Origin of the sequence: Cohnella sp. WQ 127256, from assembly GCF_024519285.1 — a bacterium.
Classification (GTDB): Bacteria; Bacillota; Bacilli; order Paenibacillales; family Paenibacillaceae; genus Cohnella.
In genome coordinates, this window is sequence record NZ_JAMZCY010000001.1 from 669,419 (window position 1) to 696,068 (window position 26,650).

Here is a 26,650-nt window from a genome sequence, read left to right on the forward strand (position 1 = left end):
CTGTATTGACCCTTTGAGACAGCTTTCTTTATTGAGTTGACCTATTTTAGGTAGGTATTTCCATCTGGGTGTCGAAGTTTAATTAGGAGCCCATCCTTGAGGAGGAATGAATAATGGAAGTCCAACAACCTATCTTTAAAGATAATAATTTCACCTTAACGAAGGAACTGTTCATAAGTGGTAATACGCGATATGCCATACAGCATCTATGCTCCATTAAGCTAGTCAAATCCAGGCGACAAATACCATATACGTTACTGATCCTTGAAATACTTCTGATCGTTACGGGTTTGATGTGGGACTTCAAATTTCATTCCATCTTAACTTTGGTTGGTAGTCTTGGGTTTATTGCTAATGCGTTAATTTATGTTTTAGTGAAACCGGTTCATAAGTTAACGCTAGTATTCTCTTCTGGCGAAAAAGAGATCATTGGGGTTACGGATTATGCTTACCTCGAAGGTCTAGCAAACTCCTTCAGCCATTGTATGGTGGAAACGAAGCAGAGGGGCTTAATGATTAGCTAATGTCCCAATAAAATAACTAACGATGTAGAGAAAGAGCTGTCCCATAAGTAACTCTTTGGGCAGCTTTTTTGCATTTTCTATCGATTATGTTTTTTGCGAGTATGTATTCCTTCCGGTTGTTGTTGAAATCGTGAAATCTGAATGGGTAAGGGAGGCTGACTGAAGCTATCAACCTCGTCTACCGTAAGACCTCCGAAACTGCTCCGGGCTAACTCCCTCTATTTTCTTAAATACGGAGCTGAAATAGCTAGGATTATCGAACCCAATCCGAAGGGCGATGTCCTGCATCTTCATATTCGGCTCACGGAACATCCATTCCTTGCTCTTATTGATTCGTTCTCGGTTGACGTACTCCATAGGTCTCATCTTTAACGTAATCTTAAACAGGTGACACAGATATTGCGGACTGACCTCAATGCAATGAGCCATCTCGTCAATCGTAATTGGACGGTGGCAGTTGGCTTCAATGAATTGGGTTACGGGATGGAGCTTCATGTAATTGTGGGCTGTCGAAGGCGAGTTTGTCCAGACGCTTCTCATAAGATCCAGTAGGAATGAATAAAGGAGCTTCGAGCATTCCATAGCTAAGAAGGGGTGTCCTGTAGATGACATATTGTAAATATTCGTGATATGCATGATTAGACTATCTGGAGTCGTTAATGTGAAGACACCTGATCTCGTTATTCCAGATTGCTGGAGAAGTTGGGGTACGAGGCTGCCGTTAAAAGAAACCCAATGGACTCCCCAAGGCTCAGATAACGGCTGGTACATATGAGCTTCATTCGGAAATAGTAAAAATCCTTGACCTGGTTTGACAGGATAGATTTGATTGTTGATCAATAGTTCACCTGTACCTGCAATAGCTTGCAGCCATTGATAATCTGGAAACCCGTCAGGACGCTTCGTGCGCTCTTGGGATTCCCAGTACCCGATACTGGTCAAGTATAGCGGAAGCTGGGCGTCCTTCTCGGTCACGACAGGGAAGGAGGGTTTGGTCATGAGGGATCACTACTTTCATATTTTGATAGTCATGTGAATATTGTTAAATACAAAAAGGATAGATATCATTTTATAATATGAATATAGTTATATTATTATAGGGAGTGTAACATTTGTCTAAGTCAAAATTCAAATACGCGCCGCCTAACAATGGTTATCCAGAGTGGAATAATAACCCTGAGATATTTCAACTTAATCGCATGGATGCCCATGCGACTTTAATGACCTATGACTCCTTGGAAGAAGCGTTGAAGGGTGAACGACAAGCTTCTAAGCATTATTCATCCTTGAATGGATTGTGGAAGTTCTCGTTTGCGGAAAATCCGGACAAGCGGATTAAAGATTTCTATGAGCTAGCATTCGATGATAGCAGTTGGGAGGAAATCGTAGTTCCGGCTCACTGGCAGCTTCAGGGGTACGATTATCCGCAATACACTAACGTTAAATACCCGTGGATCGATTCCGAAGTGTTACAGCCACCGTTTGCACCAACGAAGTATAATCCAGTAGGATCGTACATTCGTACATTCGAGGTACCTGAGGGTTGGCAGGGTAAGCCGGTGTTTATTAGCTTTCAAGGTGTGGAATCTGCTTTCTACGTATGGTTAAATGGGGAACTCGTAGGTTATAGCGAGGATTCGTTTACTCCTGCAGAGTTCGATCTAACCCCTTATCTCGTTGCTGGGGAAAATAAGCTGGCAGTAGAGGTTTATCGCTGGTGCGATGCGAGCTGGCTTGAGGATCAGGATTTCTGGCGGATGAGTGGAATATTCCGCGATGTGTATTTGTTTACGGCGCCGAATACGCAAATATATGATTTCTTTGTCCATACAGACTTGGATGATGAATTCCGAGATGCACGGTTAAGAGTCGATGTAACCATTCAGAATTACTTCCGGAAAAATGTTGGAGCACTGGTCGTGGAAGCTGAGTTATACGATTCTCAGAATTATTCGGTGCTGGAACAGGCACTGAAGATTGAGGCGGCTATCGGTTCAAATGAAAGCCTTGAGGTTCAAGGCTCAATAGCAGTTTCTAATCCGTTGAAATGGAGTGCAGAGCAGCCAAATTTATACACGCTAGTCCTTCAGCTATCGAATGAGGATGAGCAACCTGTACAATTCGTAAGCTGCAAGGTTGGTTTCCGCAGGTTTGAGATTCACGACGGACTTATGAAGATCAATGGCGAACGTATTGAATTCAAGGGTGTAAATCGGCATGAGTTTTCATGCGATACAGGGCGTGCACTTGGCGAAGAGGATATGGTCAAGGATGTTATTCTGATGAAATCACACAACATTAATGCGGTTCGGACTTCCCATTATCCGAATCAGTCGAGATGGTATGAGTTATGTGATGAGTACGGCTTGTATGTTATTGATGAAACAAATCTAGAAACTCATGGCTCATGGGTATACGGTCAGCAGGAGGAATTAAATACCGTTCCCGGCAGTAAACGGGAATGGCGCGATAATGTCCTCGATCGCTGTAATTCCATGCTGCAGCACGATAAGAATCATCCGTCTGTTATTATCTGGTCATTAGGCAACGAATCGTTAGGCGGGGATAATTTTGTGCTCATGCATGATTTTCTTCGAGCTAAGGATCCTTCCCGTGTCGTGCATTATGAAGGGGTATTCCATTGGCGTAAGTCGGAAGCCGCTACAGATATCGAAAGCCAGATGTATTCGAAGCCGTGGGATATTGAGCAATATGCGCTTCGAAATCCAGCTCCGTCCAAGCCTCTTATCTTGTGCGAATATAGCCATGCGATGGGAAATTCATGTGGTGGATTATATAAATATACGGAGCTATTCGAGAAATATCCGATCCTGCAGGGAGGGTTCATTTGGGATTGGATTGACCAAGCTATTCGTGTACAAGCTGCAGATGGTTCATCTCACATGGCTTATGGTGGGGATTTCGGGGAGTCTCCCCATGATGGGAACTTCTGTGGTAATGGTCTTATTTTCGCGGATCGTACGGTTTCACCAAAGCTATATGAAGTTAAGAAATGCTACCAGAATGTGAAGTTTACAGCTGAAAGCCTGGAAAACGGACAGTTTATTGTAACTAATCGCCATCTGTTCACAGATTTGAATGCCTATCAGTTGGCATGGAAATTAGAAAGCAGCGGCGTTCTTGTTAAGGAAGGCAAACAAGTCATTCAAGTACCTGCAGGTCAATCGGCAATGTTAGATTTATCCCACTCTTATCCATCAGAAGCGGATATTGGTGATGAATTCGTGCTTACCATTGCGATTCTATTGCAACAGGGGACAGCATGGGCCGAAGCGGGTCACGAAATGGCATTCGAGCAATTTGTGCTGCCGATTCAAGCTCGTGCTGTAGTTGAGTTAGCTGTCGAAGATGCTAAGCCACTGGACATCGTATCCAGTGGACAGGAATGGGTCGCGAAGGGAGACGGCTTCTCTGTTAGCTTCAATACTTTAACAGGGGATATGGTTTCTTATCAGGTGAAGGGTGCGCAATTATTAAAGCAAGGAATGGCTCCGAACTTCTGGAGAGCCTATACGGATAATGACAGAGGTAATAAGCATCAAGAGCGCTGTGCCGTCTGGAGGGAAGCGGGTCAGAATCGCAAGCTTGCAAGATTTGCGACGAGAGCGACCTCAGCTGGTGCTGAAGTTATCGTAGAGTACACCCTTTCAACAAATTCGGTTTCGCATTGTTCCATGATTTATTCGATTCATGGCAATGGCGAGATCGAAGTGAGGCTGACACTTCGTCCGGGGAAAGGTGTTCCGGAAATTCCGGAGATCGGGGTTCTCTTCGAGCTAGACAAAGCGTTCGATACAGTCACTTGGTATGGTAATGGTCCACACGAGAATTATTGGGACCGTAGCTCGGGGGCTAGGCTCGGTCTATTTACGGGTAAAGTGAACGAGCAGGCTGCACCCTACCTAAGGCCACAAGAAACTGGGAACAAGACGGAAGTGCGCTACGCGATGCTGACTAATGAAGATGGCTTGGGAATCAAGCTTGAAGGATCACCTGTATTCGAGCTTAATGTGCTCCCTTACACACCTCAAGAGATGGAGCAATATGACCATCACCATCTTCTACCTCTACCAACTAAATCAGTCGTTCGAGTCAACTATAAACAAATGGGTGTCGGCGGAGACGATAGCTGGGGCGCAAGGACACATCCCGATTTTATGCTGTTTGCTAATCGTCATTATTCCTATTCTTTTGTTCTTAAAGGGATTGTTGGTTAAACTGGCTGTACAATATGTAGATTATAAATATATCGGAGGATCAATATGGGAATTCATTACAATGAGGAACATCGTTTATTCCATCTACAGGGCCCGAATACAAGTTACATTATCCAATTAAACAAGAACGGTGTGCCTATGCATGCTTATTGGGGGCGCAAAGTGTCGGATGCGCCGTGGGTGGGAATGCTTAATTTTCAGGAGCGTGCTTCCTTCTCACCTAATCCTTACCCGGAAGATCGGACGATCTCCTTCGATACCCTTCCACAAGAATACCCGGCGTATGGGAGCAGTGATTTTCGTCACCCTGCCTATCAAGTTCAGCTTGAGGATGGTTCAACGATTACAGAGCTTACTTACGTCGAGCATCGGATATCGTCTGGCAAACCGCAGCTAAAGGGCTTGCCTTCAACATATGCAGAGAACGATTCGGAAGCACACACGTTGGAGCTAGAACTGCAGGATGAGAAAAGCGGATTGCGTGTAATGCTCATCTATTCCGTATTTGCAGAGCATGATGCGATCGTAAGATCGGTCAAATTAAAGAATAAGGGCAATACAACACTGCGCCTGCTTCGGGCATTAAGTGGTAGCGTGGATTTCCGTCACGATAAGTTTCATTTTCTACAGCTATCAGGAGCTTGGTCGCGGGAAAGGGATATGTTCAGACGACAGGTCGTTCCGGGTATCCAATCGGTCGAAAGTCGTAGAGGGTCGAGCAGTCATCAGCAAAACCCATTTATCGCTCTCGTTTCCCCGAATACGGATGAGGAGCAAGGTGAAGCTTATGGCTTCAGTCTCGTTTACAGCGGAAGCTTCATCGCTCAAGCGGAGGTCGACCAATTCCGGACGACTCGGGTTACAATGGGGATTAATCCGTTTGATTTCGAATGGCGATTAGAGGCAGGGCAAGAGTTCCAAACCCCAGAAATGGTCATGGTGTATTCCGGAGCGGGGCTCGGTGGAATGTCGAGAATCTATCATCGTTTATACCGGAGCCGATTGTGTCGTGGTATTCACCGTGATCGCACGAGGCCGGTTCTCGTGAATAACTGGGAGGCGACCTACTTTCAATTCAATGCGGATAAGATTGAGAATATCGCAAAGGTTGGACAAGAGCTTGGTATAGAGCTATTCGTATTGGATGACGGCTGGTTTGGTCATCGGGATAACGATGACTCTTCGCTAGGCGACTGGAAGGTTGATTACCGTAAGTTGCCTGGTGGTTTAGCGGATCTGGCAGAGCGGGTGAATCGACTCGATATGCAGTTTGGTTTATGGTTCGAGCCGGAGATGGTTTCTCCGGACAGTGATTTGTATCGTGCACATCCAGACTGGTGCCTTCATGTTCCTGATCGTAGGCGAACTGAGGCACGTCAGCAGTTAATTCTTGATCTATCTCGTGAGGATGTATGTGAATATTTAATCGAATCTATCGGCTCAGTACTTCGTTCTGCTCCAATCACATACGTGAAGTGGGATATGAACCGTAACATGACGGAGATTGGCTCTGCATTGTTAGCGCCTGAGCGGCAGCGTGAAACCGCGCATCGTTACATGCTTGGCTTATACAAGGTGTTGGAAACAATTACCTCTGAATTTCCAAACATCTTATTCGAGAGCTGTTCTGGGGGAGGCGGTCGCTTCGATCCAGGTATGCTCTATTACATGCCACAAACATGGACAAGTGATAATACGGATGCCGTGAGTCGCTTGCGGATTCAATACGGGACGAGTATGGTTTATCCGATTAGCACGATGGGAGCCCATGTATCCGCAGTTCCGAATCACCAGGTGCATCGCATGACTTCGCTGAAGACACGAGGGGATGTAGCGATGTCTGGTAACTTTGGCTATGAGCTGGACTTAACACAGTTGACTGATCTTGAGAAAGATCAAATAAAAGCCCAAGTGCAGCAGTACAAAGAAATTCGCCATCTCGTGCAATTTGGTGACTTTTATCGGCTGCGCAGTCCATTCGAAGGCAATGATACTTCCTGGATGATGGTTGCGGGGGATGGATCTGAAGCATTCGTTGTGTATGTACGAGTGTTGGCCGAGCCGAATGCGCCACTCGATTGGCTCAAATTCAAGGGTCTAGATCCGGATGCGAAATATCAGGTTGGAGATGAGGAAGCCCTCTATGGAGGCGATCAGCTCATGTATGCCGGTCTAGCCATTCCAAAATTAGATGGGGACTATCAGAGCTATACGTGGCGCCTCATTAAAAAATAAGAAGGTCATGAATGAACTCTCTTGCTGTTGCAAAGACTAACCTCTTGGAGGTGAGTCATATGGAACAACAGGATGGGAAGCAACAACAGATTGTAGCTGTTCGCAAAAATGGGGATGGCGATATCGTGGAAATGCAGCTGTCATCTGGTCAAGTTGTAGGCTATAAAGAAGCTCAGCAAATGGCCAAAAACGATGAAATTGCAAACGTCAATGTGTTTAAGGGTCGTGACGGGGACGAGCACCTGCGCTCTGATCCAGACGGTCGTACAGACAACAACCTAGATCAACTGCCAACTTTTTAACGGATGGTAAAGAAACCGTGGATAACGCGGTTTCTTTTTTTGTCTACTTATGAAGGGGAGCTCCTTAAGTACTGGTATGTACAACATTGAATATATATTAGAAGGAGTCTTCGTTTATTATGAATAAATAATAAATATCTGGTTGTATTAAGCCTAAAATAGCAGTAATATAAGTTTATTATCATGTACGTACAAGTTTGAATTTTATCATTTAACAATAATGGAGGGTTTCCTTATGTTGCAATTGAAGCATTATGAATTCTGGTTTATTACAGGTAGCCAACATTTGTACGGTCCTGAAACTTTGGAGGAGGTTGCTACCCATTCCGAAGAGATAGCGCGAAGCTTAGCAAGTGACTCTAACGTTCCATTCCCGATTGTATTCAAATCAGTCGTTAAAACTTCTCAGGAGATCCGCCAAATTTGCATTGAGGCAAATTCGAGTGAATCCTGCGCGGGTATCATCACGTGGATGCATACGTTTTCACCTGCAAAAATGTGGATTGCTGGGCTTTCTGAGCTTCGCAAGCCTTTGCTTCACTTGCATACCCAATATAATCGAGATATCCCTTGGGATACGATCGACATGGATTTCATGAATACAAACCAAGCTGCTCATGGGGATCGCGAATATGGCTTTATCGGTGCTCGTATGGGCATTGCTCGCAAAGTCGTTGTCGGTTATTGGCAGGATAAGCAGGTTCGTAATAGAATCGGTGGATGGATTCGCACTGCAGCGGCTTACTCGGAGAGTCGTCAGTTAAAGGTTGCACGCTTCGGAGACAATATGCGTCAAGTTGCCGTTACGGATGGGGATAAGGTTGAAGCGCAAATAAAGTTTGGCTGGGAAGTGAATGGTTACGGCGTTGGTGATCTCGTTGAACGTGTTAATGCAGTATCGGAACAAGCGGTTAACGAGCTGTTGGCAGAGTATGATGAGAAATACACCATTGTTGAAGAAGGTCGCACAGAAGGGTCTGTTCGTAACGCCATTGCGTATCAAGCTCGTATTGAGATTGCGCTGAAATCATTCTTAGAAGAAGGTGGATACACAGCTTTCACAACGACATTCGAGGATTTACATGGCTTGGAGCAACTGCCTGGACTCGCTGCTCAACGGTTAATGGAGCAAGGTTACGGCTTCGCAGGAGAAGGGGATTGGAAAACCGCGGCACTCACTCGTCTTGTGAAAATTATCGCTGGGGGTGTGGATACTTCGTTCATGGAAGATTATACCTATCACTTTGAACCTGGCAATGAGCTCGTGCTTGGGTCACATATGCTGGAGGTGTGTCCGACATTAGCTGCTTCCAAGCCTCGCATCGAGGTTCATCCTCTCGGAATCGGAGGTAAAGCGGATCCTGCACGCATCGTGTTCGATGGGAAGGGCGGATCGGCGATCAATGTGTCTGTTGTAGACATGGGTAACCGTTTCCGAATGATTGTAAATGAAGTTGAAGGTGTAAAAGTAGATCAAGCAATGCCGAAGCTGCCGGTAGCACGAGTACTGTGGAAGCCGCAGCCTTCCTTACAGCTAGGAGCAGAAGCATGGATATTAGCTGGTGGTGCCCATCACACCGTATATTCCTTCGCTGTCACGACAGAGCAAATGCTAGACTTCGCGGAAATTGTCGGAATCGAATGCGTTGTTATCGATAAGAACACGAACCCAGTACAATTCCGCAATGAGCTACGCTGGAGTCAGGTTGCTTGGAAATAAAGGAATAGGAACATAAGGATAAGCTAATCCAAATAAGTTCAAACCCCCGATCATGTAGTGAGATCGGGGGTTTTTCTATGTGGTTTAGGGTGTGGTGAATGTGACAATTATCACTTACACGGGAAAGTTTTACAAATAGGATAAAACTATACATCTTGCCGAAAATTAGCATAAGTACAGATAAATTGTAGAAGGCTGAAATCCTAGGTATAACAGAGCTTAAGTCCGTATGGAAATGTATTCTGCGCCAATTGTAATTCTCAGAAACGGGGGAAATCCCCCATTCCAGATGTTAACCGCTTTCATAAATGTGACAAATTATTGAATTTAATAGGCTAAGTTATCATTTGCAGTTTCTGAGGTGAACGGGGTATGGATACGAAGATAGAGTTCAGTTCGAATAAACCCCCAACCTTGAAGGGTGTTCGATGGCCAATACTTGCTGCTCTAGCTGGAGTGCTTCTGGTCATCATGATGAGTCCATGGACGTATTTTGTTATGGAAGATAACAATTATATTAGTTTTCACACGTTTTTGGAGCTGGGAAGTATTGTGGTTTCGTTATCCATAGCCCTTCAAGGCTGGCTAACCTCGATTCATTCCATTACTAGGCAGGCGTTGCTGCTTGCTGCCGTTTTCCTAGGAGTAGGTCTGCTTGATTCGATGCATATGATGACCTACTATGGGATGCCTTTATTTGCATTGAATCCTGAAAGCTCAACATGGTTCTGGAGTGTTGCTCGGATCGTCGAATCTGCAGGATTGTTAATCACATTTGCTATCTTCCAACGTTCTTCCGTTCATTTTTTATCCAGAAGTGTATTGTTTTCATTTGCATTGGTCGCCTTCGTGGCAGTGTCTATTTATTTGTTTGAAAATGCTTCACACTTGCCCCCTCTCCTCTTGAGCGATCTAGGATCAACGAGATTGAAAGTTGGCATTGAACATACGTGCATCCTGCTGAAGCTACTATCCATTGCGCTGCTTATGAGTATGTATTGTCGACGTAGGAATGGATATCTGCTCACACTCGCCTGGGCGCTAATCCTACTCATTCTGGGTGGGATCATGTTCACCTTAAATAAAGTGGAGCAAGATAGCATTAACCTGCTAGGGCATATTTTTAAGTTGCTTGGCTATTACGGCTTTTTGATCGGGATTTATGTCGTGACCGTAGATGAGCCTTTTGCTATTCAGAAGCAGACGAAGCGAGCGCTCTTAGAACATAAGAAGCATATTGAACAAAGTGAACATCGCTATAAGGAGCTAGCCTTTGTTGATGAGCTCACCGGGCTGCCTAACAGACGTAAATTTATGGCGACTCTATACGAGAAAATCGGATTGGACGACAGGGGGGATTATGCTCTGTTGCTTCTGGACATTGACAGGTTTAAGTCAGTGAACGATACGATGGGTCATACTTTTGGAGATTCACTTCTGAGGGCGATTGCAGTCAAGCTGAGGCATTTTTGCGAGGGAAGAGGTTACCTCGCCAGAATGGGTGGGGATGAATTTAGCGTCGTTGTTGCATATACAGGGAATCCAAAGGATATGGTGAGGTTAGGTCATCTGCTGCTTGAGGAGATAGGAACCCCTTGCAGAGTTGAAGATAAGGAATACCGGATGTCGGGTAGTATCGGGATTTCGCTATTTCCACGAGATGGCGATACTCCAGAGTTATTGATGAAGCAAGCTGACATTGCTATGTACCGTGCGAAGGAGCGGCGTAGCAAAGTCGAGATGTATACGTCAGATATGAAGCCAAACCAGGATAATGTTGCGATAGAGCACGAATTGCACAAAGCGCTTGAAAATAAAGAGTTCGTTCTTTATTATCAGCCGCGAATCGATATTGCTCGGAACAGAGTAACGGGTGTCGAAGCATTAATTCGGTGGAACCATCCGCGAAGAGGTCTCATCTCACCTGCAGATTTCATCCCCATTGCCGAGGAAACGGGTTTTATTATCCCATTAGGGGAATGGGTTCTAAGAGAGGCGTGTGATCAATGGTTGGAATGGCAAAATAATGGCTTAGACATACCAACCTTTGCGGTGAATTTATCCAGTCGTCAATTTGATCAAGAACGACTCGTAGAGACGATTTCTTTAATTATGAGAGATGTGGGTATTCCTCCCCAAACCTTAGTACTAGAAATTACGGAAAGCATGGCAATGGATATTGGACAAGCTGCTCAGAAGTTAAATCAATTAAAGTCTTTGGGCGTATTGGTAGATATTGATGATTTCGGCACGGGATACAGCTCGCTAAACTATCTTAAGCGTCTACCTATCGATCGGCTCAAGATAGACCGTTCGTTCGTGAGAGATATTACAACCGATCCGAGCGATGCGGCTATCGTTGCGTCTATTACAGCGATGGCTCATCACTTAAATATAGCTGTTGTAGCTGAAGGTGTAGAGACGATGGAGCAGCTGATGTATTTGACAGACCATGCTTGCGATGAGGCTCAAGGGTACTTGTTCAGTAAACCATTGCCAGCTAACGAATTTAGTAACTACATGAATTTGCAAATAAAGGGTATTCAATAACTGGCGGGCTCTAAGATAAGCGAGCTTACAGAAGTCTGGGGGGGGGGGCGACGATGATTCATGAAATCGTAGTTGATAACGGGGAAATCATTTTGCGACTGCATGGGAAAATCTACGTGGATGAAGCGGCTCTAATTAAAGAGAAGTTATTTCCCTTCATCGATAGAGGCTATTCTCAATTTGTTGTCCACCTTAGTGATGTAACTTATATCGATAGCTCAGGACTTGGGATGCTTGTTGCTGTTCAGAAGAAAGCGCGGCAGATTGGTGGGGGAGTCAAACTCGTGGGATTGCAGGGTGGTGTCCTAGAGCTATTCGAGCTGACTCGTCTAACGAGTGTATTCGAAAGAGAATAACAGCCTAGGCAAGGGGTGATTGATATGAATTACGATGTGTTCGAGGCTGAAGGCTACGTAGAGGCATCGCACCAACAGGCAGAGGAACGACTACGTCTACACGCTAAGGTGTTCGAGTGTTCGGATGAAGGAATGATGATCACCGATACCAAAAATCGGATTCTATGTGTTAATCCTGCATTCACAAAGTTGACGGGATACACCATGGATGAAGTTATAGGACATACCCCGCGTATTATTTCTTCGGGCAATCATGAAGCGCAATTCTATATTCGCATGTGGGCAACGATTCATGAGACGGGCAATTGGAGAGGTGAAATCTGGAATCGGAGAAAGAACGGAGAACTATTCCCTGAACGATTATCTATTAATGCAATCCGGGATGATGAAGGGCGCACAATTAATTATGTTGGTATTTTTAGCGATATCACGATTCAGAAAAAATCCGAAGAGCATTTAACTTATTTGGCCCACTATGATGAATTAACGGGACTCCCAAATCGCTCTCTATTTTTAGAAACACTGAAGGATACACTTCTTCAGGCGAAAAAAAGCTCGACTATGGCTGCCTTGCTATTTATCGACTTAAATAACTTCAAGCTGGTTAATGATCGTTTCGGGCATGTGGAAGGGGATAAGCTACTTCGCTTGACCGCCAAAAGAATTAAACAGTCTGTTCGGCAGTCTGATTTGGTTTCTAGACTTGCAGGCGACGAATTCACGGTTATTCTTCCGTATATTTCAACCAGGAAGGATGCGGAGAGAGTGAAAAGTGCGATCGTGCAAAATATGCTTGAGCCATTTATTTTTGATGAGCAAGAGATGGTAGTTACCGCAAGTGTGGGGATTAGTGTTTTTCCAGAGGATGCTGAGGATTTGGAACAAATGCTGCGTAAGGCCGATTTCTCCATGTATGCGGACAAGAAACGAAAAGCTTATTGATTTGACGGGATAAAAGAGGAGGTGAGATGAACGTGATGCGAGATATGAAATTTAGAGGGAAATTAATATCGATCATTCTGGTCGGCATTGCGTTCGTCCTTTTGGTGAGCTTCATTGGATCTAAATATATCGAAAAAACGGAACGCAATGAGGGGGAAATCTATAAGGCTCGGCTGCTTTCGATAAAGTGGGCTGGAGAAGCAAGCTTGAACTTCCATGTGGTTGAGCGGAACACGAAGGAATTGATGCTAGCTACGGACACGCAGGAAATAATCAATTTACAAGAAGAAATTAATAAATTGATTGTCCGTAATGATGAACTGCTGGAGATGTTACGAGCAGGTAACATTGATTCTTATCAGAAAGATAAGCTCAGTAATATTAAAGAGGCAACCGATGTATACCGGCCTGAACGTAAGAAGGTCGAGATTATGGCGGTTACCGGAAGAGATGAGGAAGTCTATGCTTACTTTCAGCGATATGCAAAGCCGCATCTAAATGAAATCATTAAGCAATATAATGCTCTTGTTGATTACAATGAAAAGTTAATGCAGGATCTATTAGTCGAAATGAGAAATAACAAGGTATCCGTTGATTTCATCCTAATTGGTAGCATACTTATATCGATTCTTCTTGCCATAGGGTTCTTTAGAATAGCGAGTAAGATGAAAAATGACTGTATAGAAGACATTTTAAGGACACGCTGATGACGAAGTTGAAAAACATGAAGCTAAGCCTGAAGCTGGGTGTTGTGTTTGTAACCTTTTTTCTGCTCAATGCAGGGTCGCTTCTGCTTGCTTCTCCAGTCATTTCGAGTATGCAGAGTGATGCGGCTATTATCAATCTATCAGGAATGCAGCGAATGAATGCTGAGAAAATTTATAGATTAGCACAGCAGCTTTCTGCAGATGTTCCCGAAGAGCGTGATGAGCTACTACGAGTGATTCAAAAGTTTGATCATAATCTTCAAATATTAACATATGGAAATGAGACAATCCGTTCCTCGGTGCAAAGCTTGGAAAGCGCGAGTTTCCTTAATGAGAAGGTGTCGCGGAGCTGGGCTGAGATGCATGCTCTATTAGACGAGCTTCTATACGAGTCTTCAGTCAAGGACAGTGCAGTTTTAAAGTCTTCTATTCAATCGATTTATGATCTTTTAAGCTTTGATATTAATCGTTATGTGACAATCGTTCAGCATCAGTCAGATGCTAAAGTGGAGCATTTGAAACGAATTGGCTTGATCATCCTATTGCTGAATTTATTAATCGTCGCTGTGGCTACTTGGGCCGTTATGACCTTTATTTTAAGACCGTTAAGCAGGCTGATCAGGATGATGGATAAGGTAGCGGATGGACATTATCGATTGCCGCTACTGGTTGTAGATAGAGATGATGAAGTTGGTCAATTATCGAAATCATTTAACACGATGCTGCAAAATTTAATGATTCGCAAAGAAGTGATGAAAACCGGGGACTTCCAACGGAAGCTTGTGCCTAGTGAATTCGAGAACGATTGGGTGCAGGTGAGTATGATCTATGAGCCTCAACAATTCGTTAGTGGAGATTTTATAGACTATGTATGGGATGAGCAGCGTAAGCGCCTGTACGGTTTTGTTATTGATATTATGGGTCACGGGATGACTCCAGCGTTGCAAGCGTGTGCGATTCGGGTTTTGCTCCGCCAAGGCAGTCATCGGGAGGAACCACTCCATGAAAGGCTAGCGCGAGTAAATAATGAGACTGTTCAATATTTCAGTGAGGATACATTCGCAGCGGTCATAAGCTTTGAATTAGATGTTGAAACGGGTCGCTTATCCATAACAAGCGGTGGGATCAACCATTTCATTAGCTATGAAGAAGGTAGCATTTCATTGGTGAAAACCCCGGGAGGGTATGTAGGGTTATTGGAAAATTGTAGTTATGAGCAGCAAATCGTTACGTTGAACGCTGAGGCTGGAGTCATCTTCGCCAGTGATGGTTTACTAGAGCTCACAACTATGGATAGGGATGATTGTAATAGCTTCGAGCAATATGTTACTGCTTTAAGGAGATTAGCAAAACAGGGCACGAATCGAGATGATGCTTCTGCGATTTGTATTTATTTGCGGCGGCCTACTAACAGCAAATCGGAGTAGATAGGGGAGAGTCGGCATGGAAGAGATAGAGCTTCGATTCAGTGACATGAACATGTATGCATATTTTCGTAATAGTGTCGGTGAGCTTCTGAAAGATTGGTTTCCAAAGGGTCATACCCTTATCGAGATTGCGGTAAACGAAGCGCTAAATAATGCCTTTTTACATGGGAATAGGGAATCCGCTAAACCGTTGGTCGTTATGAAGGTGAGTAAGGTGGATGAGCATAATCTCGTCATTCGGGTTAAAGACCTTGGTCAAGGTTTTTCATTAAGGAGATCAAGGGATAAGCGTGCTCGAGTTAAAGCGGATAAAATCATGAGCGAATCGGGTAGAGGATTATTAATCATGGAGCAAGTATTCGATGATATCTACTATAACGAAGTCGGTAACGAAGTAACAATGGTCAAAAGAATAGGCGGGCAAGGGGCGAAATAGATGGATAATATTCGTATTCATAATGGCATTGTAGAGATTGTATTATCCGGAAAGGTCTATGCCGACAAAGCCATTGATCTTCGCGAACGATTGTTTCCTTATCTCGGTGCAGGCTATAACCGTTTTTGGTTTGATATGACCGCAATGGATTACATCGATAGCTCTGGCATTGGATTCCTGCTTGCCATTCACAAGAGAGCGGACAAGCTTGGGGGCGAGGTTGTGATCACGGGTCTTCAAGGGGACATGTATAAGCTATTCGAGCTTACCCAGCTTACGCATTTGTTCAAGTTGACATAATCCAATTACGATTTCTTTCACTTCCTACGAGAAGGTAGCAGGAGAATGGGAATAGGAATACGAATTACTTGTAAGGCATACAATGAACTCAATGTGGGGATGATTCCACAAACTTTTTTACGACTTTTTTGAAAATGAGGTGACCTTTTTCATAATATTCGTTATTATTAATGTAAGTTCTGCGTAATTTGTAAGGTATGTTAACATTCAGTTGACATTTTTGACCACAGGATGACATTTCTAGTAGTTGTGAACGCTGATAGTAAGCCCTATTCGTCGGGAGGTGACTTGGCATGCAGGTTTCGCCGGCTTTGGTTTCATCCGACGACCTGTACTTGTTCAATACCGGGCAACTATTTCGTGCCTATTGTACTTTCGGGGCTCATCCAATGGAATTTGAAGGTCAATCAGGTGTTCGCTTCGTGCTGTGGGCTCCTTATGCTCGTGAGGTTTACGTCAGTGGCGACTTCAACAATTGGAGTAGTGCCGATCGACATGTGAGTATGACGCAGGTAGGGACAACGGGAGTGTGGGTTGGATTCGGCCCGAATTTACACGAAGGTGCTCGATACAAGTACGAGATCGTGAATGCTAGCGGAGAACGACAATTAAAAACCGATCCTTTCGGCTTTCAAAGTGAATTACGACCCAATACTGCATCTATCATTTCTTCACTTAATAACCACGCGTGGCAGGATCAGGAATGGCAAATGAATAAAAAGAGAAATCTTCCCTACGATAAGCCTATGCTTATTTATGAGGTTCATCTCGCATCTTGGCGAATGGACGCTCCGGAGCAATTTCGAGATTATGAGCAGCTTTCGCAAGAGCTTGTCGACTATGTATGTTCAATGGGGTATACCCATATTGAAGTATTGCCGATTACTGAGCATCCGTTAGATCGTTCATGGGGATACCAGGCAACTGGCTATTACGCTGCTACTAGCCGTTACGGGCCGGCGGATGGGCTGAAGAAGCTCGTTGATCACTGTCACCGTCGTGGAATCGGAGTATTGTTAGATTGGGTTTGTGGTCATTTTTGTAAAGATGATCATGGCCTTAGGCTATTTGATGGAACAGCTTTATACGAAAGCTCGGATTATCGCCGCGCAGAGAAGCCGTTATGGGGCACTCTTGCCTTTGATTTTGGCAAACCGCAAGTTCAGAGCTTCCTGCTCTCCAATGCATTGTTCTGGCTTGATATCTACCATATCGATGGTCTGAGGGTAGATGCCGTTGCTAGTATGATTGACCTAAATTTTGATAAGCCCGAATCGATGAAGACAGTTAACCGCTATGGTGGAACTGAGGACATCGATGCACTCCAATTTCTACGTAAGCTTAATGAAACCGTCTTTCTCTATTATCCCGAGAGTCTCATGATGGCAGAAGATTCTTCATCCTACCCTGCGGTCACATCACCCACCTACCTAGGAGGTCTCGGATTTAACTACAAATGGAATATGGGCTGGATGAACGATATGCTCCGCTATATGGAGACAGACCCAGACCATAGATCATCCCACCACTCTCTCATCACGTTTTCTCTACATTATGCCTTTTCCGAAAATTATGTTTTACCTCTATCCCACGATGAAGTTGTACACGGTAAACGTTCGTTATTAAACAAGATGCCAGGTAATTATCAAGAGAAATTTGCTAATCTTCGTTTGTTTTACGGATATTGGATCACGCATCCCGGTAAGAAGCTACTCTTCATGGGTGGTGAATTCGGACAGTTCGACGAATGGAAGGATTATGCCGGTCTAGATTGGAGCCTGCTACAATATCCTTCACACGATAGTATGCTGCGGTATGTCCGAGAGCTCAATCACATGTATTTGGACCATTCAGCGTTATGGGAAAGTGATCACGAGCAGAGCGGATTCGAGTGGATTGATGTCAATAACGCCTCTCAGTGTATGCTTTCCTTCCAACGTAATGATCAGTTGTCCAATCGTCCCATCATAACGGTTTGCAATTTCTCTAGACATGCGCACCCTATTTATCGTATTGGAGTATCTCAACCAGGGAAGTATCGCCTGTTGCTTAATAGCGATAAATCGGAATATGGAGGAACGGGAATGCAATTCCCATCCCAAATCGTTGCACAAAATATACCTCTTCACGGTAAGCCCTATAGCATAGAAATTTCGGTTCCCGCTCTATCCATCCAACTGTGGAAGTCAGAATCAGCTTGATCAGTCACAAGGATCATTAAGATTTCGGACGGCGAAGCCGTTTTACTTGGGGAGGAGTGAAGTTCATGCGCAAAAATGAGTGTATTGCCATGCTGCTAGCCGGTGGGGAAGGGCGGAGATTGGGTGTTCTTACTAAGGATTTAGCTAAACCCGGCGTTCATTTCGGAGGGAAATACCGGATTATAGATTTCACTTTAAGTAACTGCGTTCATTCGGGAATAGAAACCGTTGGTGTACTTACGCAATATCAGCCGCTTGAATTGACTCAGCATCTTGGCATCGGTACTCCTTGGGGGCTGGATCGACGTGAGGGTGGTATGCATGTACTTCCGCCATATGTTCGTCAGAAGGGCGGCACCTGGTATAAAGGCACAGCGAACGCAATTTATCAGAATCTAGGATTTATTGAACGCTATGATCCGGAATATGTGCTTATCATTTCTGGAGATCACATCTACAAAATGAATTATGACCATCTATTAGATGCACATAAAAAGAACCGTGCAGATGCAACGATAGCAGTCATTAGTGTACCTTGGGCTGATGCGAGCAGATTTGGAATCTTGAGCGTAGATGATGAAGGCAGAGTTGTCGAATTTGCGGAGAAACCAAAGAAGCCAGCTAGTAATCTTGCGTCTATGGGTGTTTATATGTTTTCTTGGGCGGTTTTGAAGGAAGCGTTGATCCGTGATGAGGCGGAGCGTCTTTCGTCTAATGATTTCGGTAAAGATATAATTCCTACGTTACTTCAAGATAATGCTCGTTTATTTTCCTATCAATTTAATGACTACTGGAAAGACGTAGGGACAATTGATAGCTTGTGGGAAGCCAACATGGATTTGCTTGAAGATAAACCGTCGCTTCAACTGAATGATCGCTCTTGGCGTATTTTTTCCGCAAGTCCCAATCAACCTGCTCAATATATTGCGCCAACGGCTAAAGTGCAAAGTGCACTTATTAATGAAGGTTGTATCGTGGAGGGGCAAGTTAATCGTTCGGTATTATTCCATGGTGCTCGTGTCGGGGAAGGTAGTGTTGTCGATTCTTCTATTCTGATGCCTGGCGCGATTATTGGAAAGAATGCCAAGATTATTCGGGCTATCGTAGGTGAGGGTGCGGTCGTGGGTGATGGCTGTATAGTAGGCAGCATTGATGCGGAGGACATAGCGGTTGTGGGTAGTGGTGAAACTATCCGCCCGGAGGCAGAGCTTAAGGAGGCGGAGACAGTATGAAGTTACCTATGATGGGAGTTATTAATTTAATCCATGAAGCGGATGAGATGGAAGCCCTGACGGCTAATCGCTGCTTGGCGACCGTTCCGTTCGGCGGGAGATATCGGTTAATTGATTTCGCTCTTTCTTCCATGGTCAATTCAGGCATTCCAAAGGTCGCTGTCTTCGCGCATCGGAAATTCCGCTCGCTTATGGATCATCTCGGTTCCGGAAGCAACTGGGATTTACATCGTAAACAAAGTGGGCTGTTCGTTCTTCCGCCATCTATGGAGGATCAGACGGATTTCGGCAGAGGTGATCTCTATCATTTCTATCGAAATCGCGATTATTTTTCCCGGAGCTCAATGGAATACGTAGTGATTTCTCGTAGCCACATGGTTTGTAATGTAGATTTCGCTAAGGTGCTGGATCAGCATCGTGAAACAGGTGCTGACATTACCGTCGTTTGTAAAGAGAGCTTGGAAGGAACACCAGGACTTGCACGTAAGGCAAAGGTGAATGCGGCAGGGCGAATTGTTGAAATGCAGGATCACTTCGGCAGGCTAGATAGTGATATTGTTTCAATGGAAATGTATGTGCTTAGCACGGAGCTATTGCTTGATTTGGTGGAAACATCCTTGGCGCAAGGCCGAGATCATTTCGTACGCCATTCGATATTGCCTCGATTGAACGAATTACAGGTTCATGCTTACATGCATGGGGGTGTACTTGGGGTTGTCAATAATATCGCAGCGTATTACCAGCATAGTATGGAGCTGCTACAACCTGGAGTTTGGAATGAGCTGTTTTTCAAACCAGGCTCCATCTATACGAAGGTTAAAGATGAGCCTCCGACGCACTACCGTAACGGTGCTGATGTGACCCATTCCTTGGTTGCGAATGGATGCGATATTGAAGGCACAGTAACGAATAGTATTCTATTTCGTGGCGTTAAGGTTGCCAGTGGAGCCGTTGTTCGCAACAGTATTGTGATGCAGAATGGCATTATCGGAGTGAATGGTTCGTTAGAAAATTGTATTCTCGACAAGGAAGTGGAAATCCGCGCCATGCAGCAGCTTAGGGGCTCGACAGAGATGCCATTCATCGCATTGAAGCGGAAAGTTATATAACAATCGGGAGTTGATCTTGTGCGGGTAATGTTTGCGGCGTCTGAAGCAATGCCGCTCGTGAAGACAGGAGGGCTGGCGGATGTTATCGGAGCCCTTCCTAAAGCACTAGCTAATCGAGGCGTCGATGTGACTGTTGTGTTGCCTAAATACGGTGAGATCCCAAAAGCGATAACGGATGCGGTCGTTACGATTGCTGTAATCGAAGTTCAATTAGGCTGGAGAAGGCAGTATTGTGGCATACAAGAGGTTACTGTTGAAGGCATTCGTTATTTACTCATAGATAATGAATTTTATTTTAAGCGGGGTTATTTGTATGGCTATGGGGATGAGGCGGAGCGATTTGCTTTCTTCAGCTTCGCCGTACTTGAAATGCTTGGTAAGCTCGAGCAGCTTCCTGATATTATCCATTGCCATGATTGGCAAACGGGACTAATCCCGTTTCTGCTGCGTACGAGGTACGCCTACCATCCCGGTTATCAGCATATTCGGACAGTGTTTACGATCCATAACCTGCAATATCAAGGCGTATATTCTCGTGAGCTGCTGCAGGATTTGCTAGCAACAGGGGATGATTCGTTTACAGAAGATAGTCTTGATTTCTATGGTGCTGGTAGCTGTATGAAAGCAGGTCTTCGTTTTGCGGACAAGCTGTCTACGGTAAGTAATACTTACGCCCATGAAATTCAGACGCCTGAATACGGAGAAAAGCTCGATGGTGTCATAAGGCAACGCTCGCACGATCTATGGGGCATTGTGAATGGAATTGATACAGAGGTATATGATCCGATGAATGATCCACATATTGCTGTTCCTTATCGCAATTCCCAGGCTAAGAAGCGCCAGAATAAAACTGCTTTACAACAGGAGCTTGGGTTGCCGATAGATGAGACGATTCCTATGATAGGTATTGTATCGAGGCTGACGGGGCAGAAGGGCTTCGATCTCATCGGGGAGGCAATGCCTGAATTGATGAAAGAGAACATTCAGCTTGTCATTCTAGGCTCAGGAGAGCCTGGTATTGAAGCTAATCTGCGGGAAGCATTGCTTAAATACCGGAATAAGATCGCGCTTTGGTTCGGTTTTAATGAAGGTCTGGCGCGCCGTGTATATGCTGCCTCGGATATGTATTTAATGCCATCCAGGTTCGAGCCGTGTGGTCTTAGTCAGCTTATCGCTCTGAGATATCGAACCGTCCCGATTGTTCGTGAAACGGGAGGGCTTCGTGACACGGTAGAGCCGTATAACGAATATACCGGAACAGGGACCGGTTTTACCTTTGGTCCGGCAACGACTCACGATTTGTTATATACAGTTCGCCGTGCTTTGGCCTTCTACGAGAAGGAGGAGCATTGGACGCGGGTTGTTGCAAATGGTGCTAAGAAGGATTACGGATGGGAATCCTCGGCAAGATTATATTACAAACTATATCGCGAACTCGTCAGCTAGATAAGAAGGAGAGGGATTGGCATGGCTCGACATCTGGTCATTGGGAATGGAAAAATGCTAGTCAACTTGGACAATAATTGTTTTATTCGCGATGTTTATTTTCCGTATGTAGGACAGTTGAATCATGTGGGTGGCAATGCTTGCCGTTTCGGAGTATGGTGCAATGGCGCCTTTGCTTGGTTAGACGATCCGGAATGGGTAATCGAGTTAAGCTATATCGAGGATTCACTCGTTACGAACGTCACGGCACGACATGATCGTCTGGGGGTTGAACTACAGCTTAATGACGGCATTCATCAACGAGAGTGCATCTATCTGAAGCGTGTCGTTGTGCGGAATTTAAGCGATACCGAGAAGGATGTCCGGGTGTTTTTCCACCATGACCTCATGATCGATGGCAATGAAGTCGGGGATACGGCTGCTTTTTACCCAGAAAACCGTACAATATTCCATTACAAACGCTCTTCCTACTTTATGTTTAACGGCAAATCTGAGCAAGGCGGGATATACCAATTCTCGACTGGCATTAAGAGATTTCATTCGGCTGAGGGTACTTGGAGAGATGCGGAAGACGGCGAATTGATGGGCAATTCGATTGCGCAGGGCTCTGTGGATAGTACGATAAGCTTGCGTACGATTGTCCCTCCGCATAATGAAGGAACGGTCTATTATTGGATGTCGGTTGGATCAGATATGGAAGAAGTGAAGCGGCTAGATCAATATGTGCAGGATAGTCATCCCGAGAAGCTGCTTAGTCGAATAGTGATCTACTGGAATCATTGGCTAGCTCGGGTAGGAGATAGCTTCGGAGATTTGCCAGCTTCTGTGAGCAAGCAGTTCAAGCATAGCTTGCTTATCGTTAGAACGCAGATCGACGAACGGGGTGCCATTCTCGCTGCGAACGATACCGATATTATGCAATACAATCGTGATCATTACAGCTATATGTGGCCGCGGGACGGGGCGCTTATAGCGGACGCTATGTCGCTTGCTGGCTATCATGGGACGATTGCACCATTCTTTCATTTTTGCGGACGGAACCTCACGCCAGAAGGTTATTTGCAGCATAAGTACAATCCAGATGGAACTGTAGGCTCTAGCTGGCATCCTTATGTGGTTCAAGGGGTTCCGAGATTACCCATTCAAGAGGATGAGACAGCTTTAGTTCTCTACGCCCTTTGGAAGGATTACGCTCGTCATGGAGAAATTGAGCTGCCGCAAAGCTTGTACAGTACGCTCATTCGAAAATCGTCGATATTTTTGTGTGAGTACATGGATCATGACTTGGGACTTCCGAAACCGAGCTATGATTTGTGGGAGGAGCGCTACGGGATTTGGACGTATACAGTGGCGTCTGTGTATGGAGGGCTGATGGCTGCCGCATATTTCGCGGACCTATTCGGAGATTACGACCGAAGCGATCGTTATCGGGAAGTTGCTGAGAAGATTAAGCGAGGAATTGTGGAGCATCTATGGGATGAAGAAGCCGGACGCTTTGCTCGCGGTATCGTAAGTCATGAGGGGCGTTGGGAGAAGGATATGACGGTAGAGAGCAGCATGTTTGGGTTGTTCGAATTCGGCGTATTCCCAGCAGAGGATGATCGGGTTGTCCGCACCATGAGGGCGATCTCGGAGAAGCTTCGCATTCATACAGAGGTCGGAGGTATTGCGAGGTATACGAATGATTACTACTTCAGACAATCCGACGATATTGAGAAGGTACCCGGAAATCCATGGATCATCTGTACACTATGGGTTGCGAATTTCCAGATTGAAATAGCGAAGACGCTTGAAGATCTAGATGAGCCTCGTCGGACGCTGGAGAAGGTAACGACCTTCGCTATCCCTGGAGGCAATCTGCCGGAGCAGGTTCATCCGGAGACGGGAGCGCCATTATCGGTTGCTCCGTTAACTTGGTCTCACGCGACTTATGTATCGACGGTTTGTAAATATGTTCGGAAGCGAGAGCAGCTCAAATCGACGCATTAAGCTGCGGTGAATAACTTATAACAACGAACGTTAAAGTGGATTTTGACAAGTGAAAGAAAGACCAAGCAGATTGTGCGTATCTGCTTGGTCTTTTGTCATTTTTCATATCCAAATGGGGAGATCAATTCATTATTTGGACCGCGGGGGTAATAAATTCGGTTCCTTCTTCGTTTCGATAGGGTTATAGAAATTGTATATTCGTATCACAATGATTTTCACGATCGCATAGGTTGGGACGACGATAACCATGCCGAGTGGTCCGACAATGGCTCCTACCCCAATAATAAGAAGCATGACTGTGAGCGGATGAACCTTCATTTGTTTAGCTGTGATTTTGGGACCGATCAAGTTAGATTCGATTTGGTTGGAAATGATGATAATGATGCACACCTGTAGTGCTGCCATCGGTGAGACGGTCAGTGCAACAATGACAGCCGGAATAGCTGCGAACAAGGGTCCTAGGTAAGGGATGACATTCGTTACAGCGGCGACAAGTCCTAGTAATAATGGGTAGGGCAGATCAATGATCAAATAACCGCAGAAGGTTAGAGCACCTATGAGAAGGGAAGTGATTACCTTGCTCATGATGAAGGCGCCGATAGAGGTGTCGATTTCTTTTAACGTGGGAATAACCTCGGCTTTTATACGTTCGGGTAGCAGCTTGGTAACTTGGTTGGGAAATTTATGACCTTCTTTAAGCATGTAATAAATAATAAAGGGTACTAGACTAAGTAATAGGAAAAAGTTCATGATTATGTTGAATATGTTTGTTAAACTACCTACGATGGAATTGAGCAAATCTCCAAGGGTAGAGGTTAATTGGGTAGATAAATTTTCGGTGGAGAAGGATTCGTCTTTACTAATATTTTGAATCCATTGATGCTCCTGTAACGATTCCAACCATTTCTTGACGGATTCAATGATTTCCGGAAAATTGTTGACGAGCAGGATGGCTTGCTCACGAATGGGTGGCCAAACGAGCTTGGCAGATAGAAAAATAAGTCCGAATACAATTAAATATACGATGATGATAGATATCGAGAGTGGAAGCTTTATGGCAATCAGGCGAACGAGTGGTCGGAGCATGTAATAGAACATCCCTGATAGGACAATAGGGACGAACATAGCGAGTAACACCGCGGCAATAGGACTGAACAAATAATCGACTTTCGAGGCTAGATAGGCAATTAACAAAATGATAATGATCCCATATCCGATGCGAAACCATTTTCCTTGTGGCATATTGAACCCTCTTTCATTGATTAAATTTGGTAATTATAGTTTACTATGTAATGTAACTCATCTAAAAGAAATATAAACATTTCTAAAAGGAGTTGTCCAATGAGGAAGCGGGAAGTTCCGGGCTTCGCCCAACCAATCATAGATCCCCTTTTTTACATGCTAACCTTTACTTCTATATTATGTGCGCTTCTAATTAGCGTAAGAGAATTCCAGGTTGAATATGTCCAGTATCGGTTTCTTCTATGGAATCTTTTTCTGGCATGGCTGCCTTTGGGATTCTCGATGTTGGCGTTGCTGCTTACGCGCATTACGAATGGGATTAACCTGTTAATCGGTCTAGCTTTTTGCGGAGTCGCTTGGCTGCTCTTATTTCCGAATGCTCCGTACTTAACGACGGATTTGATTCATCTCATTTTTAACTCTAATTATGAGGGTTATGATAAGCACGGATTATTATTATGGTACGATTTAGTGATGTTTTTCCTGTTTTCTTGGTGTGGATTACTTTTGTGTTATTTGTCTATGAGACAATTCCATTCCATTGTGAGCGATTATATTTCGGCCTGGGTGGGATGGGTGTTCGTCGTTATTGTGTCGTTTCTCGGAGGATTTGGCGTTTATTTAGGACGAGTTGTTCGCTTGAATAGCTGGGATGTTCTGTTCAGCCCCTTCCGTCTGATCAATGGGATTATTGAAGGTATTAACGCGAATGCGGCTGTGTTTTCCATTTTGTTCGGTACGTTAATTCTAATCGTATATGTCACACTGTTCATCTTGGGGCGAAGCCGTAACAAATCCTCTCGATCCAGATTGACGAATGAGGATTTAAAGTGGTGACGGACCGTGAAGTCTACGATAGCTTTCGGGGGTCATCCCCTCCTTCTGGCGAAAGGTAGCGACGAAGTGGCTTGCATCGCGGAAGCCTACAGCCTCCCCGATCTGTCGGACCGTCCAATTCGGACGGGAAGGCAGCCATTCCTTTGCTTTGCGAAGCCGCAGTTGAATAAGATAAGCATAAGCGGTTTGACCAAATAACTCCCGGAATCGTTCATTCAGCTGTCGCTGACCGATGTTTAGTTGTTCAGCCATCTTTGCCAATCCCAAGTCGGGGTTGGCATATTCTATTTCTAACCAATCGAGCAGCTGTTGAATTCTTTCCAACCGGCGGGTTAACGAGGGAAGGTGGTTTTTCCTTCCGTTTGTTTTGAGCAAAGTTAGAAATCGATACAGATCAGCGGAGCTTTTCCAACCGGATGCATCCGAGCCTGATTCAGCAAGCGCTAAAATTTGCTCCAATTGAATCGTAATTTCGTCGTCATTTCGGTCCCATTGGATTTTGTCCGAGAAGGCTCCGAGCAACTCGACAGTGAGCTGTGATGCCATTGTACCTGTGAAGGTAACATAGTAGGTTTTCCAGTTCGGGCTTTTGGCGTAATAGAAATGCTGGACATGGGGATGCAGGAGAATTCCGGAACGTTCAGGAAGCTTGAAGATGGTACCTTGCACATTGAGCTCGCCTTCGCCTTCGATCGTCTGCAGCCAATGAAAGAAAGGATAGCCCTCAGAACGCTGAATATATTCCTGTTCAGGGTTGAGTCCGATCGTTTCTAACTGTAAGGGCAGGGGTTCAGACGGCGTTGGGAACACGGCTCTGCGAAGCATTTCAAAAACCTCCATATTGTTATATGCTATTT

21 protein-coding genes are annotated in these 26,650 nt (G+C 44.8%); 18 read left to right on the plus strand and 3 right to left on the minus strand.

Annotated features, from left to right (window positions below):
• Positions 1-113 precede the first annotated feature (113 nt).
• On the plus strand, positions 114-524 hold the full coding sequence (locus tag M1K58_RS02625; RefSeq protein WP_256757103.1) for a DUF6232 family protein: 411 nt from the start codon (positions 114-116) through the stop codon (positions 522-524).
• Between the two features lie 168 nt (positions 525-692).
• Here M1K58_RS02625 and M1K58_RS02630 read toward each other — a convergent pair whose 3' ends face one another.
• Complete coding sequence (locus M1K58_RS02630; RefSeq protein WP_256757104.1) at positions 693-1,523, minus strand: AraC family transcriptional regulator; 831 nt, start codon at positions 1,521-1,523, stop codon at positions 693-695.
• A gap of 113 nt (positions 1,524-1,636) precedes the next feature.
• Here M1K58_RS02630 and lacZ point away from each other — a divergent pair, with 113 nt between their 5' ends.
• The 16 genes from lacZ (at position 1,637) to M1K58_RS02710 (ending at position 23,714) form a co-directional block, all read left to right on the plus strand.
• On the plus strand, positions 1,637-4,762 hold the full coding sequence (gene lacZ, locus M1K58_RS02635; RefSeq protein ID WP_256757105.1) for a beta-galactosidase, LacZ type: 3,126 nt from the start codon (positions 1,637-1,639) through the stop codon (positions 4,760-4,762).
• Positions 4,763-4,807: 45 nt separating this feature from the next.
• On the plus strand, positions 4,808-6,997 hold the full coding sequence (locus M1K58_RS02640) for an alpha-galactosidase (protein ID WP_256757106.1): 2,190 nt from the start codon (positions 4,808-4,810) through the stop codon (positions 6,995-6,997).
• Between the two features lie 59 nt (positions 6,998-7,056).
• Positions 7,057-7,299, plus strand: a complete 243-nt coding sequence (locus M1K58_RS02645; protein ID WP_256757107.1) for a DUF3892 domain-containing protein — start codon at positions 7,057-7,059, stop codon at positions 7,297-7,299.
• Between the two features lie 235 nt (positions 7,300-7,534).
• Positions 7,535-9,019 (plus strand): L-arabinose isomerase, encoded by a 1,485-nt coding sequence (araA, locus tag M1K58_RS02650; RefSeq protein ID WP_256757108.1) that lies wholly within the window; start codon positions 7,535-7,537, stop codon positions 9,017-9,019.
• A gap of 372 nt (positions 9,020-9,391) precedes the next feature.
• The gene (locus M1K58_RS02655; RefSeq protein ID WP_256757109.1) at positions 9,392-11,569 is read left to right on the plus strand and encodes a putative bifunctional diguanylate cyclase/phosphodiesterase; all 2,178 of its coding nucleotides are present in this window, start codon (positions 9,392-9,394) and stop codon (positions 11,567-11,569) included.
• Positions 11,570-11,622: 53 nt separating this feature from the next.
• Positions 11,623-11,925: an STAS domain-containing protein gene (locus M1K58_RS02660; protein ID WP_256757110.1), complete on the plus strand. Its 303-nt coding sequence runs from the start codon at positions 11,623-11,625 to the stop codon at positions 11,923-11,925.
• A 24-nt stretch (positions 11,926-11,949) separates the two neighbouring features.
• The gene (locus tag M1K58_RS02665) at positions 11,950-12,867 is read left to right on the plus strand and encodes a sensor domain-containing diguanylate cyclase (protein ID WP_256757111.1); all 918 of its coding nucleotides are present in this window, start codon (positions 11,950-11,952) and stop codon (positions 12,865-12,867) included.
• Between the two features lie 26 nt (positions 12,868-12,893).
• Complete coding sequence (locus M1K58_RS02670; protein ID WP_256757112.1) at positions 12,894-13,574, plus strand: MCP four helix bundle domain-containing protein; 681 nt, start codon at positions 12,894-12,896, stop codon at positions 13,572-13,574.
• The gene (locus tag M1K58_RS02675) at positions 13,574-15,001 is read left to right on the plus strand and encodes a PP2C family protein-serine/threonine phosphatase (protein ID WP_256757113.1); all 1,428 of its coding nucleotides are present in this window, start codon (positions 13,574-13,576) and stop codon (positions 14,999-15,001) included. Before M1K58_RS02670 ends, M1K58_RS02675 begins: the two co-directional genes overlap by 1 nt.
• Before the next feature lie 16 nt (positions 15,002-15,017).
• Positions 15,018-15,437, plus strand: a complete 420-nt coding sequence (locus M1K58_RS02680; protein ID WP_256757114.1) for an ATP-binding protein — start codon at positions 15,018-15,020, stop codon at positions 15,435-15,437.
• Positions 15,438-15,737, plus strand: a complete 300-nt coding sequence (locus M1K58_RS02685; protein WP_256757115.1) for an STAS domain-containing protein — start codon at positions 15,438-15,440, stop codon at positions 15,735-15,737. It begins immediately after the preceding gene.
• Between the two features lie 293 nt (positions 15,738-16,030).
• The gene (gene glgB / locus M1K58_RS02690) at positions 16,031-17,938 is read left to right on the plus strand and encodes a 1,4-alpha-glucan branching protein GlgB (RefSeq protein WP_256757116.1); all 1,908 of its coding nucleotides are present in this window, start codon (positions 16,031-16,033) and stop codon (positions 17,936-17,938) included.
• A 65-nt stretch (positions 17,939-18,003) separates the two neighbouring features.
• Positions 18,004-19,170: a glucose-1-phosphate adenylyltransferase gene (locus tag M1K58_RS02695; protein ID WP_256757117.1), complete on the plus strand. Its 1,167-nt coding sequence runs from the start codon at positions 18,004-18,006 to the stop codon at positions 19,168-19,170.
• Entirely contained in the window at positions 19,167-20,279 is a 1,113-nt protein-coding gene (gene glgD, locus M1K58_RS02700; RefSeq protein WP_256757118.1) for a glucose-1-phosphate adenylyltransferase subunit GlgD, read from the plus strand. Before M1K58_RS02695 ends, glgD begins: the two co-directional genes overlap by 4 nt.
• A 27-nt stretch (positions 20,280-20,306) precedes the next feature.
• Positions 20,307-21,725 (plus strand): glycogen synthase GlgA, encoded by a 1,419-nt coding sequence (glgA, locus tag M1K58_RS02705; RefSeq protein WP_306220222.1) that lies wholly within the window; start codon positions 20,307-20,309, stop codon positions 21,723-21,725.
• A 21-nt stretch (positions 21,726-21,746) separates the two neighbouring features.
• Positions 21,747-23,714: a glycoside hydrolase family 15 protein gene (locus M1K58_RS02710; protein ID WP_256757120.1), complete on the plus strand. Its 1,968-nt coding sequence runs from the start codon at positions 21,747-21,749 to the stop codon at positions 23,712-23,714.
• A 129-nt stretch (positions 23,715-23,843) separates the two neighbouring features.
• On the opposite strand, the gene M1K58_RS02715 is transcribed toward M1K58_RS02710, so the two are convergent.
• Positions 23,844-24,956 (minus strand): AI-2E family transporter, encoded by a 1,113-nt coding sequence (locus M1K58_RS02715; RefSeq protein ID WP_256757121.1) that lies wholly within the window; start codon positions 24,954-24,956, stop codon positions 23,844-23,846.
• A gap of 99 nt (positions 24,957-25,055) precedes the next feature.
• Between M1K58_RS02715 and M1K58_RS02720 the strand changes: the two genes are divergently transcribed.
• Complete coding sequence (locus M1K58_RS02720; RefSeq protein ID WP_256757122.1) at positions 25,056-25,793, plus strand: DUF1361 domain-containing protein; 738 nt, start codon at positions 25,056-25,058, stop codon at positions 25,791-25,793.
• Here the strand turns inward: M1K58_RS02720 and M1K58_RS02725 are convergent.
• A complete protein-coding gene (locus M1K58_RS02725) occupies positions 25,782-26,618 on the minus strand; it encodes a helix-turn-helix transcriptional regulator (protein WP_256757123.1) in 837 nt (278 codons plus the stop codon). The two genes, M1K58_RS02720 and M1K58_RS02725, sit on opposite strands and share 12 nt — an antisense overlap.
• Positions 26,619-26,650 lie beyond the last annotated feature (32 nt).

Coding starts and splice junctions, on each gene's coding strand:
- M1K58_RS02625 (WP_256757103.1), top strand. CDS start 114: ATGGAAGTCCAACAACCTATCTTTAAAGATAATAATTTCACCTTAACG.
- M1K58_RS02630 (WP_256757104.1), bottom strand. CDS start 1,523: ATGACCAAACCCTCCTTCCCTGTCGTGACCGAGAAGGACGCCCAGCTT.
- M1K58_RS02640 (WP_256757106.1), top strand. CDS start 4,808: ATGGGAATTCATTACAATGAGGAACATCGTTTATTCCATCTACAGGGC.
- M1K58_RS02645 (WP_256757107.1), top strand. CDS start 7,057: ATGGAACAACAGGATGGGAAGCAACAACAGATTGTAGCTGTTCGCAAA.
- araA (WP_256757108.1), top strand. CDS start 7,535: ATGTTGCAATTGAAGCATTATGAATTCTGGTTTATTACAGGTAGCCAA.
- M1K58_RS02655 (WP_256757109.1), top strand. CDS start 9,392: ATGGATACGAAGATAGAGTTCAGTTCGAATAAACCCCCAACCTTGAAG.
- M1K58_RS02660 (WP_256757110.1), top strand. CDS start 11,623: ATGATTCATGAAATCGTAGTTGATAACGGGGAAATCATTTTGCGACTG.
- M1K58_RS02665 (WP_256757111.1), top strand. CDS start 11,950: ATGAATTACGATGTGTTCGAGGCTGAAGGCTACGTAGAGGCATCGCAC.
- M1K58_RS02670 (WP_256757112.1), top strand. CDS start 12,894: ATGAACGTGATGCGAGATATGAAATTTAGAGGGAAATTAATATCGATC.
- M1K58_RS02675 (WP_256757113.1), top strand. CDS start 13,574: ATGACGAAGTTGAAAAACATGAAGCTAAGCCTGAAGCTGGGTGTTGTG.
- M1K58_RS02680 (WP_256757114.1), top strand. CDS start 15,018: ATGGAAGAGATAGAGCTTCGATTCAGTGACATGAACATGTATGCATAT.
- M1K58_RS02685 (WP_256757115.1), top strand. CDS start 15,438: ATGGATAATATTCGTATTCATAATGGCATTGTAGAGATTGTATTATCC.
- glgB (WP_256757116.1), top strand. CDS start 16,031: ATGCAGGTTTCGCCGGCTTTGGTTTCATCCGACGACCTGTACTTGTTC.
- M1K58_RS02695 (WP_256757117.1), top strand. CDS start 18,004: ATGCGCAAAAATGAGTGTATTGCCATGCTGCTAGCCGGTGGGGAAGGG.
- glgD (WP_256757118.1), top strand. CDS start 19,167: ATGAAGTTACCTATGATGGGAGTTATTAATTTAATCCATGAAGCGGAT.
- glgA (WP_306220222.1), top strand. CDS start 20,307: ATGTTTGCGGCGTCTGAAGCAATGCCGCTCGTGAAGACAGGAGGGCTG.
- M1K58_RS02710 (WP_256757120.1), top strand. CDS start 21,747: ATGGCTCGACATCTGGTCATTGGGAATGGAAAAATGCTAGTCAACTTG.
- M1K58_RS02715 (WP_256757121.1), bottom strand. CDS start 24,956: ATGCCACAAGGAAAATGGTTTCGCATCGGATATGGGATCATTATCATT.
- M1K58_RS02720 (WP_256757122.1), top strand. CDS start 25,056: ATGAGGAAGCGGGAAGTTCCGGGCTTCGCCCAACCAATCATAGATCCC.
- M1K58_RS02725 (WP_256757123.1), bottom strand. CDS start 26,618: ATGCTTCGCAGAGCCGTGTTCCCAACGCCGTCTGAACCCCTGCCCTTA.